Source organism: Dyella sp. OK004 (assembly GCF_900114495.1).
In the GTDB taxonomy this organism is placed as follows: Bacteria; Pseudomonadota; Gammaproteobacteria; order Xanthomonadales; family Rhodanobacteraceae; genus Dyella_D.
Genome location: NZ_FOZI01000001.1, coordinates 506955 through 521973, shown reverse-complemented (window position 1 = coordinate 521973; position 15019 = coordinate 506955). Strand labels below are relative to the sequence as shown.

At 59.0% G+C, this 15019-nt stretch carries 14 protein-coding genes; all 14 read right to left on the bottom strand.

The window, feature by feature from the left end:
• Positions 1–23: 23 nt before the first annotated feature.
• The 14 genes from BM338_RS02270 to BM338_RS02200 all read right to left on the bottom strand — a co-directional run bounded on the left by BM338_RS02270 (position 24) and on the right by BM338_RS02200 (position 14974).
• A complete protein-coding gene (locus BM338_RS02270; RefSeq protein ID WP_090449143.1) occupies positions 24–518 on the bottom strand; it encodes a hypothetical protein in 495 nt (164 codons plus the stop codon).
• 615 nt (positions 519–1133) lie between these two features.
• A complete protein-coding gene (locus tag BM338_RS02260) occupies positions 1134–2825 on the bottom strand; it encodes an XVIPCD domain-containing protein (RefSeq protein ID WP_090449141.1) in 1692 nt (563 codons plus the stop codon).
• The gene (locus BM338_RS02255) at positions 2822–3358 is read right to left on the bottom strand and encodes a hypothetical protein (RefSeq protein ID WP_090449140.1); all 537 of its coding nucleotides are present in this window, start codon (positions 3356–3358) and stop codon (positions 2822–2824) included. Before BM338_RS02255 ends, BM338_RS02260 begins: the two co-directional genes overlap by 4 nt.
• A gap of 618 nt (positions 3359–3976) precedes the next feature.
• Positions 3977–4477, bottom strand: coding sequence for a DUF4189 domain-containing protein (locus BM338_RS02250; RefSeq protein WP_090449139.1), 501 nt, complete (start codon positions 4475–4477; stop codon positions 3977–3979).
• Between the two features lie 9 nt (positions 4478–4486).
• Positions 4487–5578 (bottom strand): TrbL/VirB6 family protein, encoded by a 1092-nt coding sequence (locus tag BM338_RS02245; protein WP_090449138.1) that lies wholly within the window; start codon positions 5576–5578, stop codon positions 4487–4489.
• Between the two features lie 91 nt (positions 5579–5669).
• Complete coding sequence (locus BM338_RS02240) at positions 5670–6449, bottom strand: hypothetical protein (RefSeq protein ID WP_090449137.1); 780 nt, start codon at positions 6447–6449, stop codon at positions 5670–5672.
• Between the two features lie 45 nt (positions 6450–6494).
• Complete coding sequence (locus BM338_RS02235; RefSeq protein ID WP_090449136.1) at positions 6495–8951, bottom strand: VirB4 family type IV secretion/conjugal transfer ATPase; 2457 nt, start codon at positions 8949–8951, stop codon at positions 6495–6497.
• Positions 8952–9147: 196 nt separating this feature from the next.
• Positions 9148–9456, bottom strand: a complete 309-nt coding sequence (locus BM338_RS02230; protein ID WP_090449135.1) for a VirB3 family type IV secretion system protein — start codon at positions 9454–9456, stop codon at positions 9148–9150.
• A complete protein-coding gene (locus BM338_RS02225) occupies positions 9449–9874 on the bottom strand; it encodes a TrbC/VirB2 family protein (protein ID WP_090449134.1) in 426 nt (141 codons plus the stop codon). Before BM338_RS02225 ends, BM338_RS02230 begins: the two co-directional genes overlap by 8 nt.
• A gap of 198 nt (positions 9875–10072) precedes the next feature.
• Positions 10073–10924: a lytic transglycosylase domain-containing protein gene (locus BM338_RS21875; RefSeq protein ID WP_177229201.1), complete on the bottom strand. Its 852-nt coding sequence runs from the start codon at positions 10922–10924 to the stop codon at positions 10073–10075.
• An 8-nt stretch (positions 10925–10932) separates the two neighbouring features.
• A complete protein-coding gene (virB11, locus tag BM338_RS02215; protein ID WP_090449133.1) occupies positions 10933–11973 on the bottom strand; it encodes a P-type DNA transfer ATPase VirB11 in 1041 nt (346 codons plus the stop codon).
• Positions 11974–11991: 18 nt separating this feature from the next.
• Complete coding sequence (locus tag BM338_RS02210) at positions 11992–13254, bottom strand: TrbI/VirB10 family protein (protein ID WP_090449132.1); 1263 nt, start codon at positions 13252–13254, stop codon at positions 11992–11994.
• Positions 13251–14018, bottom strand: a complete 768-nt coding sequence (locus BM338_RS02205) for a TrbG/VirB9 family P-type conjugative transfer protein (protein WP_090449131.1) — start codon at positions 14016–14018, stop codon at positions 13251–13253. Before BM338_RS02205 ends, BM338_RS02210 begins: the two co-directional genes overlap by 4 nt.
• Positions 14018–14974 (bottom strand): VirB8 family type IV secretion system protein, encoded by a 957-nt coding sequence (locus BM338_RS02200; protein ID WP_090449130.1) that lies wholly within the window; start codon positions 14972–14974, stop codon positions 14018–14020. The genes BM338_RS02205 and BM338_RS02200 overlap by 1 nt, the downstream gene beginning before the upstream one ends.
• Positions 14975–15019 lie beyond the last annotated feature (45 nt).

Here is a 15019-nt window from a genome sequence, read left to right as displayed (position 1 = left end):
ATCGTGAGTGCTCCTATCTCCGTTTAGAGCGAGTCGTCCCGCGTTTGATACAACTTCCAGCAGCCGTCGTTCTGGAACAAGAATGTCAGCTGATAGTCCGTATCTGGCTTGACCAGTTTGACTTCGATATGGGTAGGGTCCGTGACGGTTTTGCTTAATTGCAGCCCGTCCTGCGCTTGTTGCTGCGGAGAAAGCATCAGCGGGAATTTCAGATCTGCCAGGGGCAGCATCTTGGTCACGGGCTTCGGTTCCGGTTCGGCGTTGGGGTCCACCGTTTCGCTTTTCAGAGGCAATGCGACGTGGGTCTTTTGTACTTCAACGTCGCCCATGAAAGCGGTCAGAAACTGGTCGAAATCCTGCGCCAGGCACGATTGTGCCGCACCTGGTGTCTTGGTATCGGCGGCAGAGCCGGTTGTGGCCAGGGGCGTGCGATCCCTCGACGCTTGCTCCCCCGCATTGCAGGCGGTGAGCGCGAACGCCAGAACCGAGGTGACTAAAAGAGATGTTCTGTTCTTCACGACAAAGCTCCTACAACGGCGAGATGCCGCGGGTATTCGTGAATGCTGCGATTCATATCCGTTTGGGGCCAACTTCATGGTGCTTTCAGGCGTGGTTGGATTTACTGCTGGTAAGAGGCATGCCTTTGCCTATATCTCAATGCTGTACCGGAACTTGGCTTCCGTCGCCAGGGCCTGTCCAGGCGCCCGGCGTCATGGCAAGTGGGCACACACTCTCATAGAGGCTGAGCGCCAGCCAGTCGCGGTCTGTCCATGAACGCCCGTAGTAGTTCGGGGGGTCGCATAGCCAGGTGTAAGTCCAAGCCGCTCCGCCGGTAAAGGGGGGTAACGGCTTCCAACACATCTGAGCTACGGTGAGCTCATAGCCCTGAGTGCAGAATACGAAAGGGTCGTTGCCACGAAAAGGCGCGACAGATTGGGCGCCGACCGGTAGCGCGATGCCCAGTGCAAACAAGACCATCCATGCCTTCTTCATTGTTCAGTCCTTAAAGGTGAAGGTTCCATCGTTCGTGCGGTGCGTAAACGGCCAAACGCATTTCGACGCGGATGAGCGATCGCGACGAGTCGGAGATAACCGAGAGCCATGATCCATGGCGGTGTTCATGGGGATCTCGCTTACATCGAAGGGCCAATATGGTGCGGTGCTGGCTGCTGCGCTATCTGTTGTGATTGCGCGCGCGCTTGCTCGGAGGTTCGTTGCTGTGCGGCCTGCTCCCACTGTGTGCTGCTCTGCGCCAGCGGTGTGTTTAGCGCGTTCATGGTCTCCACATGAGCCAGCTTCTGATCGATCCCTTCGATGCCTCCTTGCAATCTGCCCTGTACGGCAAAGGCGCGAGTCGCGTTGTCGTTTAGCACCACGTGATCAATGCGCGTGAGGCCTTGCGTCGTGGCAGCCACGGCGAGGGCGCCGGCAAAGTTGGTGTCGCGGGAGGTGGGCGCGATGCCGTGCCTGGCGTTGAGTTGCTGAACACCCTGGAGGCCCTGTTGGAACATGGCGTGTCCCGGATGGCTCGGGTGATCCAGCGAAACAGGTGCGACTGGTGCCGCAGGCTTATGGTCGAACCACGAGCCGGGATGGCTCAGTGTATGAGCGGCGTTTGACATGCCGTCGCTTATCGCCTGCTTTGCCAGGTGCGCCTGCTGCCCCAGCACCTGCGCTCCGTGGGTCACTGCCTGGCCAGCTTGATGTACACCTTCTCCGATCTGACTAGCGGCTTGCTTAGCGCCTTGCTCGATGCGGTGGCCCACTTGCTCTGCGGTATGTGCTGCCGCCTGCGCGCCGCGTATTGCGGCGTCGCGCGTGGCGTCATAAGCCTGATCCGCAGCATGGGCGGCCTGCTGAGCGGTATGCTTGACCTGCTGACCCGCATGTTCGGCGGTGTGCACCGCGACCTTTGCACCCAGGCTCGCTGCTTCGTGGACCTGCTTGTAGGTTTCGGCCAGTTTCTCGGCGGCTGCGTGACCAGCGGCCTGTCCTGCTTCGTAGGCGGCCTTCGGCACCTCCCACTTGGCTGACACTATGGTACGTGCCGTCAGGACATCGTCCCGGTAGCGATCCACCATCGCGTGATGGGCGCGATAACGCGCTGCGTTTTCGGGATCTAGTGCCGAGTGACCCTGTGCATCCGGTACAAAATTGGCGATGCCATGGGCGCCGAAATCGACAGCCTTGATGGGATTGCGCGGGCTCAGCATGCTGCCTTCGTCGCGGTATCCAGCATGCGACAAGGTATCGATATCCTGTGCGGTAGCCACCACACGAGTTTCGCCGTAGTGCTTGCTCGCAGCGCTGACCACATCGGTCGCGCGTACATAATTGACTACCTGTGAGCCTCCTTCGGGCACGCCATGCATGAGGCCGGCTGCGCCATAGGCGTTGAAGGTTTCGCCATGCAGGTGGAATTTATAGGCGGTGAGTTCGGCTAAGGTGCCGCCGAGGGAGTGGCCAGTGACGGTGATGTTGAGGGGTTTGCCATCTTCATCCGCCTTCTTCTGGGCCAGCTCAATGGCATGCTTGGTGAATGCCTCGGCGTCACCCGCTTGCGCATTGAGTCCGGAGAGCACCATGCCAGCGTCAGTGCCAATATCGGTTGCCGCTTTCTCGGTGCCCCGATGGGCGATCACCACCTCGCCGGTGTCCACACGGCGATATACGGTGCCCTGATAGCCAGTGAGAGGATTGCTGCGGGCATCGAGAACTTGGTAATCGACGCCATCAATGGAGACGGGATTCTTGCCTACGTTCTTCGAGCGATCCACGTAGGAGTCTTGCGACAGGATGGCATGTTCGTTCGCGCCAATAGTCATTCGAAGCTCTCCTTGGCAGCGATAGTGATCAGGAATCGCTTGTCCGGATGCTGCTCAACGTATTCGGCGGCGGGAGTGCCCGGAATGCGCGGCAAGGCAGCACCTTCCTTGCTGGCATCGCCGCTGTAGTTGCTTTTGAGGAAGTACTGCACTGACGGTCGCTGGGCGATGATCTGGTCCACGCCGATATAGGGGGTAAAGATCATCTTGCCGGCTTTGAGTTCAGCGGCGACGTTCACCAGCCCCCAATGACACACGCCCAGGCCGTAGTAATCCTCATCCTGCAGCAGATCCAAATAAATCGTGCCTTTGTACTCGTGCTCGCTGACGCGATGAAACGTTACGTGAACATCTTCTTCGGGTACCAGTCGTGCCCCGCTAACAGGTTGCAACGGAACGCAGTCGTCATTCTTGACTCGATATTGCACTGACCCATTCACCGACTCGAACGCCCCCGGTGCATCCTGGATCATTATGGTGATTTCATAGCGCATCTTGGGGTGTGGGTTGTGCTTGATGTCAGGCGTATTCATGGGTGATCCACAAGCAGAAAGTGTGACTAGCAGCAAAAGAAGAGCGGCGAGGGTTTCAGGTCGTCTCACGGTATGAACCTACCTGGCCAGTACTGGTTGAGTACAGTTGGAGTGGTAGATGTGGCAGTTCTGGTCCTTGCCACTGAATGCTTGAAACGCTGTTTTTTTTGTCATCCATGGTGTCTTCCGCATCTACGCTGAGACCATGGTCGCCAACGAAATTCGCCTCGCAGGCGTTTCCATAGGAGACATTGAGTACGCACTGAGCGCCCCTTTGTCCCGACAATCCTTGATTGCGGCTTTTTCAGCGCCGGCTTTCGTCGCCATGTCTCTTGCTGCGCCAAGAGTTCCACGGGTCCCATCCGTCGCAATAGTTGCCCAGCGTGACTCCCATTTACCTAGGGCCGTAGAAGGAGTGCTCTGAGACTGCTGCTGTTGGTTGTAGTTAGGATCCGGCAGGCACGTGAATACGCCATTGCCGCTCCAGGGATACGTGCCGGATGGGCAGCCTTGCGCATATGCCGGTGCATAGTGGAGCGCCAGAACACTCAGCGAAAACAATGTCAGCGTGAGTCGCTGCATACTCGAATCCCTAATGAAGTGATCCGCACTTAAGAGCTACCGGACAAGCACTGCTTGGCTGCAACTAGAGAAGTAAACGTGGCAATTGGTGTCTTCTGCACTGCAGGCTTTCATGCTCAATTTAATGGCTTCTTGCTCTGTTGCTGCGCGATCAACATTGAATCGTTTGTCGCCGACAACCATTGCTCCACAGCCGTTGGCATACGAAACCGCAAACTTGCAAGTCGCACCGCCCTTTGTTTTGCAATCGGCTATCGCGGCGTCCTTTGCCTGTTGTTCTTTCAGCATGCCGGTAGATGAACCGACAACGCCGTTCGATTCATCAGTGGCGATTGCGCCCCAGCGTGACTCCCATTTACCTAGGAGTGTGGAGGGCGTGCTTTGCGGCTGCTGTTGTTGGTTGTAGCTAGGATCGGGCAAACAGGTGAATACGCCATTGCCGCTCCAGGGGTACGTGCCGGCAGGACAACCTTGCGCAAATGCAGGCGTCTGAAACGCTAACAGACCAAATAGAGTGGTCAAAATGAGGAGCTTCATACCTACGCCCTATGTCCGATACTTCATTTCGTCTTTGTTGACAGCGGCTTGAGCGTAGCTGCGCGGCGGATTGCTAGCGTGGTTGTTGAACACACCTGCATTTCCGCTACTGCCGCTACCCGCATGACCATGATCACTCGATGGCGGCGGACTCCAGTTGTAGGAACCTGCCGGCTGTCCCTGAGGCCCCGGTCGGCCAACACCACCGCCGCCTACCTGTGCAAACGGAACGAATTGTCCCAAGGTGCCGTTGAACAGCATCCCCGCCATCGGCGGTGTGGAAATGATCAACACCGTCATCAACAAGCCAACGCCACCCTGCTGCAGAGCCTGACTATTGAAACCCTCAGCTGACAGATTGGTGATGTGGGTGATGGCCTGTGAAACCCATAGCGCTTCGGCGGTGTTGATGCTCGCCTTGAGTGCGATGGCTACCACGGCGTTGAGCACTGCCATGGAAAATAAGGTGCTCACTGTGAACATGACCCATCGTTTGAACAGGTCCTTGGTCTGGTCGAAGATCAGGCAGAGGATGAACAGTGGGGCCAGGCCGATCACCAAGGCAATCGCCACCTGATAGAGCAGCAACATCGCGCCAGCCGTCATGGCCGGGCCCGCAGTACCCAGGGTAGCGATCATCATGGTGCGTGCTTTTTCGCTGGCGGTGTTCTCGTCGCCATACGGCACCTGCACGGTGTCGATGGCGGCCATCGCCATCTGGGTATAGGCAAGGTTCTTGTCGATAGTGTCGGTCATCGAGGAGGACGAGCCGTTGACCATGTAGTTAATGGCGTTGCTCATGTCCTGGGTGACAAAGGTGCGCACATCGTTGTTGACCAGCGAGACCGTGGTAGCGAAGGTGACCACCAGAGCGATCTTTATCATGTTGCTGACGACTGTCATGGCCGACTCGCGCATCTGGCCAGTGACTAGGCGGTATCCCTGCAAGAAGACCCACAGCGTTACCAGGATCAGCGCGAAGAAGCTGATCCACTGGACGGTGTTCTGCACCATCTGCTTGCTCAGGTTGTCGATTTCCACCCCCATCCAGTTGTAGATGAGGCGGAAATACAAGTAATCGGTGAGATTGGTGGGAGTCATGGCGTCCGTGCTCCGGGATCGGAGTGTGCTGTTGTCCGACGTCGGGCAACGGTGTCGAGGCGATCAGTGGTCATCGACGGTCCGAGTGGGATCAATGCTGCGTGAAGGCGCCGGCGAAGGCGCCGGCCTGGATGAGCTGGCCGCCCAGGGCGCCCAGGCCGCCTGAGTTGCTGCCCTTGAGGGCGACGTTGGCGAGGAGCGACTGCTGGTCCTTGAGTGCGGAGATGGTGGCGTCGACGGCGCGCAGGTGCTGTTCGACGTTGGCCATTTCCGTGGACAGGCTGGCCTGGGTCTGGGTGGTCTGATTCTGCAGGGCCTGGCGGTCACCGACGGCATTGGTAATGGCGCCGATGGTTTTGTCCGCCGTGCTGGCAAGCTGATTCAACCCGGCGAAGTAGTCGTTCATGTGGTTGAGCATCTTGGCGACGGTGTTGTACTTGTCGACTTGCAGCAGGACGATCTTGGTGCAGATGGAGCGCTGCTGGGTCACGATCTCGCCATCGATCATCGACGTGTCGATACCTAAAGCGCCGGCCACCATGCCTGGTACCGAGCTGGAGCCCGGGCAGGCCTGCTGCACCTGGGAGCTCGGATCATTGATCAGTTGAAGCTGGTTGTTGGTCGGAATGATGTTGAGGTTGAGGCTCTTCAGCGAGGTCAGCAGGGCCTCGTACTGCGTGATCATTTGTCCGTACTGTTGAACCATTTGAGCCAGTTGCTCGGCCTGCCCTTTCTCGTTGCTAGCGATCGACGACTCGTCAATGACGTGCCATTGCGCATGGACCTGGCCCGTTAGAACGCTGGTGACCAAAAGAACTGCCAGCGCTGCGCCGGCTTTGCGCATGATGCGTTGCAGAAGCTGGTTGATCATGGTGAATTCCTTTCTTCGAAATAAGTAAGTAGTCACGAGGTGGGCTCAGCTTGCCGTGCGTCGCTGCGGTTGGGGTTCCAATTTCGACTTGCCGCTGCCCTTGCGCTGCTCGTAGAACGTGGTGAGCCACTGTTCGGGTTTCAGGTCGCCGATGCCGACATTTTCTGCGGCCGCGCGTTCGTCGAGGATGCGATGCATGATCTCGATGTTGTCAGTGGATGCCGAGATCACTGAGAGCGCGTCGTCCATGCCTCGCAGGTTCAATTGACAGACTGCGGAAGCATGGCCCTGCTTGACCAGGAAGCAGCGCGAGCGCTCGTCCAGGCTCACTACCACACGATATTCGGCATCGGTGAGTTTCAGGCCATCCACATAGTCTTCGCGACTGGCATTGGGGTTGGGCAGAAGAATCATGGTGGCTGTCTGCTCGATCAGTGCCGCGGCGATATCGCTGGCCAGCGCATCCTCCGGACTCTGGGTAGCGAAGATGCCGAGACCGTTCTGCTTACGGATGGTCTTCTGCTTGTTCTTGGCGAATTCCTTGAGGCCGCCCGCACCGTCCAGGATTTTCCAGAACTCGTCCATCACATAGATGAGTGGGCGGCCGTCGATCAGATCCTCGAGGCGATGTAGCAGGTAATTAATGACCGGCACGCGCACTTCGGGGTTATCGATGATATCGGTGTAGTCGAAGCCGATGATCGGCGCCTTTTTCAGATCGATCGTATCCACCGGGTTATCGAACACCCAACCCAGCGAGTGACCGGCCGTCCACTTGCGCAGACGGATGAACAGCCCATCGTCGCCCATGTTGGGTAGGCTCTTCTGGAAGTTGGTCATACTGCGCAAGTGCTGCGGCGTGTCCAGCATGTTCTCCACCGCACGGTGGATGTCCTCTTCTTCACGCGAGCTGTAGACGCTCTTGCCCGCCAGCACCTTGATCAGGTCGGCCAGAAACTGCACGTTGGCTTCGTTGCGTTCGCAGTGGAACGGATTGAAGCCGGTGGGCTGGCCGTTCTCCAATGCCAGGTAGTTGCCGCCGCAGGCACGCACGAAGATCTCTGCGCCGCGGTCCTTGTCGAAGAAGAAGATGGTCGGCGTGGGCGACAGCTTTTGCACCTGACTCAACAGGAAGTTGATGAGAGCGGTTTTACCGGTACCCGATTTACCAATCACCATGGTGTTGGCGATGGCTTTTTCACCCAGCGAGTTTTCACCGGGGTGAGTGGCGTGGAAGTTGAAGTAGTAGGGCTGGCCGTTCGTGGTCTGCAGCGTAGTGACGCAATTACCCCAAGGGTTGTTTTCTTTTTTTCCGAGGGCGAAGTTGTGCAGCGGCGAGAGACCGAGGAAGTTGAGCGAGCTGACGTTGGCCAGTCGCGTGCGGTACTTCCAGTTGCCGGGGAACTGCGCGTAGAACGCGGAGGTCACTGCCAGATCTTCCTTCACCGTCACGAAGCCGGCGTTGGATAATTCTGCGCGGGTGGCAGCAAGCTGCTGGGCGAGCTGTTCCTGGCTCGGCGCATAAACCGCTAAGGAGAAGTGGTACTCGCCTAGTACGAAGTTTCCCGAGGCCAGCTGATCCATGGCGTGGTCCATCTCGATGATCTGGCTCACTGCCTTATCACCGGAGGAGATCATCATGCCCTTGGTGCGCTCCAGCGCTTTCAGCGCATCCTGCCTTCCCATGGGGCTGAAGGAGTGGGTCATGACGTACTCGAAGTCCAGGTACTTCATACCGTTCAAGATACCCGGGTAGGTTCCGTCCGGGTATTCCTTGAGGTTCAAGATGGCGCCGAAATGGTTGACGCCGTTCGGTGCGGTCAGCACGAAGTCGCCACTCTTCGCCGAAAAGCGCTGGCGGCTGACCGGAAGATAGGCCGGCACCGGAGCGGACAGCACCGGTACGGGTTCGTCGATGCGGTTGAGCAAGTAGCCGAAAAGCTCCAGCGTTTCGGAGAACACCAAGCCATTGGCGGCTTCGTACATGCCGAGGCGGTGCGGAGCGTAATCCTTGAGTACCGCCTCCACGTTGCCGGCCAGTTCGTTGACCGTGGCCACGGCATGGGCCTGTTCGGCCTCAAGCTGACTGACATTCGCGCTCTTGTCGACCATACGCTTGCCGGTGACGACAGGTCGGTAGATCAGCGTGAGGTAGAGTTCATTCTGCATCAACTTCTGTGTCGACAGCGCGTTGTAGTACGTGTCAGACATCTGCTGGTTGAAGGCTTGGCCGAACTTGCTGCTGTCGGTCAGTCGCCGGCGACGGCGCACGTCATGCACCCAGAAGGCGACGTTGGTGAAATCCGGCGCACGCAGGGTTTGCAGCATGCGGTTGAAGCTGTTGTGGCGGTGCTCCAGCTCCCACTCCTCGCGTCCGACGAACGGCAGGCCCTCCAGACGCCACGTCATCAGGTAGTCGCCGCCGGTGGTCTTGAGCACGGTCGGTGATACATGGGCGGATAGCGGGATGAAAGCGCTAATTGGGGCGTCCGGGGTATACATGGAGGGTTACCAGTTCGTGGATCCGATGGAGGTTCGTTTGATCCGCCAGGTCGATAAAGCCCGGAGACGCCGCTATGCATTGCGGCATCTCCGGGAGGTCTGGCTCTAGATCGGCTTACGCTCAGGGAGCATGCACGGACCTTGGCCAGGTACTCGTGCAGCGCGCTGCTTGCCGCACGAGCATGTATTGCATCACTTACTTTTTCTTAGCACGCGGGTCGCGGGACTCGTTGGGGGTGAACGCCCACATTCCGTCGTGCAGCGGCAGGTTCCTCACGCGTGTGCGAAATTGCAGGCGTAGGCCAAGCAGGCGAAAGATCATTTCGTCGCGCTTGGCCATATGTCGCATCACCATGATGACCGGCGGTATCAGCAGCAGGAACAGAAGATGGAAGTACATCGCCAGCAACAGGCATCCGCCCGCACCCATGAAGAAGGGCACATAAGGCACGCCCATGAACATGGGGGGGCGAGTGCAGCCGCGAAAGAGCGCGTTCTTATGCATAGTGCTGGATGAACTGCACGGTGGAGTGCAGGTGGTCCATCAGCATCGCTTGATTAAGCGACGTACCACCGCACTGGGTGCCGGTGTTGGAGCCACCGATGACCATTTTGGCGATCTGGGCGGCAGCGCCGATGAGCACGCCGCCAATAAGTGCCGGAGCGACGTCCGAGATTCGCTTGTGCGCAAAGGCGATCTGGTAACCCGAGAAGATGATGGCGATGGTCACTACGACGATCGATGCCACGTTTAGCAGGTTGTTGATGGTGCCAAGAACGCCGCAAATGTTTGACTGGGCATCATCGGCTGAGGCGATTCCGGGAAGGATGATCGCTGCCGTAACGGCCATGAGAACTGCACGGTTGAGCATCTGCTTGCGCTGAGCGGTCGTGCTGACGAAGGGCTTGATCTTGATTGTCATGGTGAGACTTCCTTTTTCGGTCGATTAGGGTGGATGTGTCGGGTTTGGTGACCGGTTGCGAATGGCTCCCGTAACACCGACCTTGCTTGCTATTGCGGCTGTTTCAGTAGTCGCCGAAGTGCTTCCGGCGTGTCGATCGAAGAAACGATGTGGTCCGTGCGATAACGCCTCCTCATATTTCATTGGCGCATACCCGTGTCAGAAAACGAATGCGTCGTCACGTCCCTGAAGCCGCAGGTCGGCCTGGTCTATGGCGGGCTGGGATGGTTGGTTGTTTTGCTTGGCAGTGGTGGCGCCGTCATTCGGCCCACGCACCTGCGGCACGAAAACTTCGTTGGCAGGTGCCGCCGCAGCTATAGGCAGGTCGTTCGGCGACACCGGAGTCCCCATGGGCGACGGTGCGGATGCGGGCATTGCAACCGGGGCCGCGGATGGGACAGATGCGACGGGTTGGCGATTCTGCAGCACGTTGCTGGCCAGCGCGGCGCCGAGGTTGTCGATGGCCGAACTACGCATGCTGACGAGATATTGTTCCGCCGACACGGGCTTGGGTGGCCTGGTCTGCGCCAATTGAATCGGAATGGCGCGCGCTGCGGTTGCACTGGACGGCGATGCGCGGTTGATGGAGTCGTAAACCTTCTGTACGTAGCCGTCGTCATAACCCTTCGAGAAGTTGCCCGAGTAGTAGCAGCTGAACGACTTGCCCCAGTCGCCGCCAGCCTGGGCGTAGCACTGCGCGAGAATGCGCGCGCCAGCAACGAGGTTTGGACAGGCATCGAATGCCTGCTCATAGGTTCCCAGGCCGTACTTTGCCAGGTTGTATCGATTGATCTGCGCGATGCCAAGCGAGAAGTTGTATCCCTGGCTCTCCAGCATCTGCGCAGTGGCCACGGCCTCGTCTTTGTTCTGTGGCTGCCGTTCGAGGTGAGCGCCGACGACGCCGATGGCAAACGGGTTGCTACCGGATTCTACGTTGACGATGTGCTGCATCACCTCGGCCGGTACGGCAAGGTTGGGGCAGGTCGCCATGTCGATTGCGAAAGGCATCATGGTTTCCCTTAACCGTTGATGCCGCTCAGGAGGCGGCCCGGATTGAAGTCGATGCCGGTGATATAGCGGCGTCCGGCGTGCGCTTTGATATGCACCAAAATGTCGATGGTCATCATCAGCAAGCGCTTGATGGTGGAGAACTCAAGGCCTGAGCCTTCTGCTGATGCCTTGACCATCAGAGCAAGCTGGTCCCAAGTCTGGTCGGTGCTGCCGGCGTGGCAACTGGTGATGGAGCCCGGGTGGCCCGATGCGCAGTTGCGGATGAAGTAGAACGACTCATCGCCGCGAAGCTCCGCCAGGATGATGCGGTCAGGCTTCATGCGAAGACAGGCTTCCATGCAGCTCTTGGCGGTGACGTTGCTGGCGCTTTGCCCGCCTTTGGAGTAGAGCAGGTGCACCACGTTTGGCTGGTCGATGAATAGCTCGCGGGCATCTTCGATGGTGACCAGCCGCTCATTGGCAGGAATATGGTGGACCAGCGACTTCATGAAAGTCGTCTTGCCGCTACCGGTGGCGCCGGACACGACAATGTTCTTCTTGTTGAGCACGGCTTGGCGGAAGAAGTCCGCATAGCGGCGCTCCGACCGCAGTTGCAACAATTGGCGGTCCTGTTCACTGATGCCGGCGACGTCTTCGAGAATCTCGTTGAAGAAGCCGTCGTCCTGATATTGGGCCAGCGTCTTGGTCTGCTTGGATGGCAAACGGATCGTGATCGAGATGCTTCCCGCTTCAACCGCCGGCGGTATGACGAACTGCGCGCGCTGCCCAGTGGGGAAGGTGAGGGATACCACCGGGTCGACGTCAGTGATGCGCTGGCCGGTGTTGCTTTCGTTCACCACGGCCGTACAGAACTGTCTTGCACGGTCAAAAGTGAGCGTCGGCAACTCCACCCGCTGCCAACGCCCACCTGCTTCCAGATACAGCTCGCCCGGACGGTTGACGCAGATCTCCGTGACCTCCGGCGAGGCCATGAACTCCCGGATGCCCAGCACGGAATACTGGTAATCCAGAAATTCGTTGGGGATATCGGCAATGGTGTCGTCAACCATGGGCTCGGATCACTAAGGTCAGTTACGGGCGAGCACGCCGGTGAAGTCCACGTCTTTGGCGACGTAGATGGTCACGACGGTGCCCTGGTTGATCGTGACTGTGGCCGGACGGTTGGCGGCACGCCGCACAGCCTGGTCGGCAAGGTTTTGTATGGTTTGCGCCGTGTTGCTCTCGAACGGCTGCTGCACCACGGTGCCGTTGGCGCCGACGGTGCTGGCCTTGGGACCATGCTCGGCGGCTTCATACTTAAAGGCGTCACTGAGCAAGCTGATCAACAAGGCGGAACTGATGCGACTGCCCCAGTGCGCGTTGTAATAGCCCGGATGCCCGGCGCCGCCGAGATTGTCGATGCCGGGGCTCGCCATGGTCACGTCGATGCCGGAAGGAGTGACGATGCGATCCCAGATCACGGCTACGCGGGGGCCATTCGGCTCCTGGCTGTATTGGCCGAGGACTTTAGAGCCCTTGGGCAGCAACAGGTGCTTACCGTTGAACGAATACACCGGTTCGGTAACGATGCAGGAGGTGAAGCCCGGGATGTCAGTGATGATGCGGGTTTCCAGCACGCAGCGGACATAGGTGCCCCGCAGCATGAGGTTGTCCGGGTGTGTGAGCGGCTGTGCGTTCGAGACGTCCGGCAACTTATTCGCACTGGTGTAGTTGGCATTGGCCGGCATGCGGAACTGGTTGGTACCATCATTCATGCCGAGCATGCCGACGGTAGCGGGTGGGGCCCCATTGTTGCTTCCCTGGCCGCCGCCATTGCCGGAGCCGCTGTCACCGGCATTGCTGGCCGAACCGCCGGCGGCAGCAGCGATGCGACGCTCCACCAAACTCGGACCCTTGGGTTCATTTTGAGCAGTGGACTGAGTATTGGATTTGGGCAGCGGTGGGGCCAGTGGGATGGGTTGGGCCTGCTGCGCCGTCGGTCGGACGGGCATCGGCAAGGGCGGCGGAGCTGCCGGGGCTTCCGGCACGCTGACGGTTTCCTCCTTCTGCGCTTTGTTGGGCTGCGCGTTGTTGCGCGAGCTGGTGGCGAAGAAGGCCCATAGCACACCGAAGACGAGCAATGCCGCTAGCGTGCCCAGCATGAGCATGGCGTTGCGGTTTGTGCGGCGTGCATCGTTGCCTTTCAGTTGGGGCGCACCCGCGTCGAGATCCGGTGCGGCTTGTTGCTGGTACTGCGCGGCATATGGGTTGCTCGCGCCACCTTGTTCTTGCGGAGGTACGCCCTGTCCGGGCGCGCCGTTACCGGGTTGCTGTGCTTCGTACTGGTTCATTTGGCGACGTTCCTGCGCAGGCCCACGACGTTGTCGCCGTGACGAATGACCAAGTAGGGATAGGTCCCATGGACGATGATGGTGTTGCCTTCCACGGTTGTGTTGATCACGGAGTCCTCGCCGTGTTCTTTCTCGCGCATGTAGACGGCGGGGAAATCCCCAGTGGGGAACTTCGTCATGTCACTCAACTTGATGTAGGTGAACTGGCCATCGTCATACACATTGACAGGAACTAGCCACGGTGGTGTACGGCTCCGCATCGCATAGTCGTAGCTGAAGTTGTAGTTGCGCCCCTTGACTAGCGCGGTGCTGAGCTCCGGCGCATCCGCGACCTTGGTGGCCTCGTTGGCGAAGGCCGTGTCTGCGGGGTAATTGAAGGCGATCTTGTATTGCACACCCTTGATTCGCGCCTGGTCGAGGGTCCGCCAGTCGGTGGCCACTACCTTGAGCTCGAAGATGTAGGAATGCGTCGCCGTGCGGATCATCAGGTTTGTATCGACGTCGACGTTCTTGGGTTTGACGTAGAACACGTTGTCGCGACGGGACAGTTCCCAGCCGCTGCTGAAGCCGGTGCTGAAGTCGAGGATTTTTTCGTTGGGGCTGAGTTCGATCTGCGTCGTGATGCCCAAGCCGGTGCGTACCTGGTATACGCGGTCGGGCTGGTACTCGTATTGCTGCACAGCCTGGGCGCTGGCGCCGCGCGGAGCGGCAGCTGCCGCAATGCACAGGGCAACGGATAGGGCGAGTTGGCTAGTCCGGTTCATTAGCGGCGCGCTCCTTGCGCATCATTTCGCGGCGCGGCAACAGGCGTGCGTGCCTGCGCCGGCGTCTGCGCGGGCACGCCGTTCTCGGATATCGGCGGTCGCGGGGCTAGATTTGACTGCAGCACTTCGCCAGTGCCCGTTTCCGGCGGTGGCGCTGCTGCAACGGGTTCGGTGGGTTGTGTGGAGGCTTCGTCGCCGGTCGCCTGAGGCGCGGCTGGGGTTTCTTCCGGAGGTGCTGTGTCGTAGTCGCTGTCCACGCGATAACTGGTGACTTGGAAGCCAAGCGGATTCTCAATGCGGTACTTCTCGTCCATCTTGAGGTTCGGCTTATAAGTGAACTCCATCGTGGCGATCTTGCTGTCGAGCGGGCGACTGCTGCCGTTTACCTTGTCGTACAAGCTGCGCTGGAAGCGCACGGTCGCGCCCTTCGGGGCGATATTGGGACCACCACCAATGAGCACGGTGCTGAGGATCTTCACGCGGATCGCGGTATTTCGGCCGTAGATCTTGTAAGGGTTGTTTGGATTGTTGGTCGCATATAGGCCCGTATAAGCGGCAGCCACGCTGGGTGACGCCATCGTCAGCACCGTCGTCCAGTCGCGCAGGTTCATCATCGCCACGTCATAGGACTCGCGTGCGAGGATGAAATGGGCGATGTTGCTGCGATTGATCGCTTCGCTGGTGGTGATGCGATTGTCGAGGAAGTCCTGATTGAGGCGTGCGACGGTGCTGGTGCCGGTATAGGCATCAGCCATCACGATATACGGGACCTTTTCCTTCAGTGGCAGCATGTAGAAATAGCCACCGGCGAGGATGAGCGACATCACAAGTGCGGTGAACGCAACCCACCAGGCGCGACGTTCGCTGCGCTTGGCGAGGTCCGCCACGGTCACCTCGAAGTTGACCGACTTGGCTACTGCCTCGTCGATTTTTTGGCTGGAAGTTCTCTTGAACATCAGTGCGAGCCCGGTTCGGTAATCACAACGTTGGTTCCTGGTGTC

Excerpts from the sequence above, each read along its gene's own strand:
- BM338_RS02260 (WP_090449141.1), bottom strand. The coding sequence starts at position 2,825 with ATGACTATTGGCGCGAACGAACATGCCATCCTGTCGCAAGACTCCTAC.
- BM338_RS02255 (WP_090449140.1), bottom strand. The coding sequence starts at position 3,358 with ATGAATACGCCTGACATCAAGCACAACCCACACCCCAAGATGCGCTAT.
- BM338_RS02250 (WP_090449139.1), bottom strand. The coding sequence starts at position 4,477 with ATGAAGCTCCTCATTTTGACCACTCTATTTGGTCTGTTAGCGTTTCAG.
- BM338_RS02245 (WP_090449138.1), bottom strand. The coding sequence starts at position 5,578 with ATGACTCCCACCAATCTCACCGATTACTTGTATTTCCGCCTCATCTAC.
- BM338_RS02240 (WP_090449137.1), bottom strand. The coding sequence starts at position 6,449 with ATGATCAACCAGCTTCTGCAACGCATCATGCGCAAAGCCGGCGCAGCG.
- BM338_RS02235 (WP_090449136.1), bottom strand. The coding sequence starts at position 8,951 with ATGTATACCCCGGACGCCCCAATTAGCGCTTTCATCCCGCTATCCGCC.
- BM338_RS02230 (WP_090449135.1), bottom strand. The coding sequence starts at position 9,456 with ATGCATAAGAACGCGCTCTTTCGCGGCTGCACTCGCCCCCCCATGTTC.
- BM338_RS02225 (WP_090449134.1), bottom strand. The coding sequence starts at position 9,874 with ATGACAATCAAGATCAAGCCCTTCGTCAGCACGACCGCTCAGCGCAAG.
- BM338_RS21875 (WP_177229201.1), bottom strand. The coding sequence starts at position 10,924 with ATGATGCCTTTCGCAATCGACATGGCGACCTGCCCCAACCTTGCCGTA.
- virB11 (WP_090449133.1), bottom strand. The coding sequence starts at position 11,973 with ATGGTTGACGACACCATTGCCGATATCCCCAACGAATTTCTGGATTAC.
- BM338_RS02210 (WP_090449132.1), bottom strand. The coding sequence starts at position 13,254 with ATGAACCAGTACGAAGCACAGCAACCCGGTAACGGCGCGCCCGGACAG.
- BM338_RS02205 (WP_090449131.1), bottom strand. The coding sequence starts at position 14,018 with ATGAACCGGACTAGCCAACTCGCCCTATCCGTTGCCCTGTGCATTGCG.
- BM338_RS02200 (WP_090449130.1), bottom strand. The coding sequence starts at position 14,974 with ATGTTCAAGAGAACTTCCAGCCAAAAAATCGACGAGGCAGTAGCCAAG.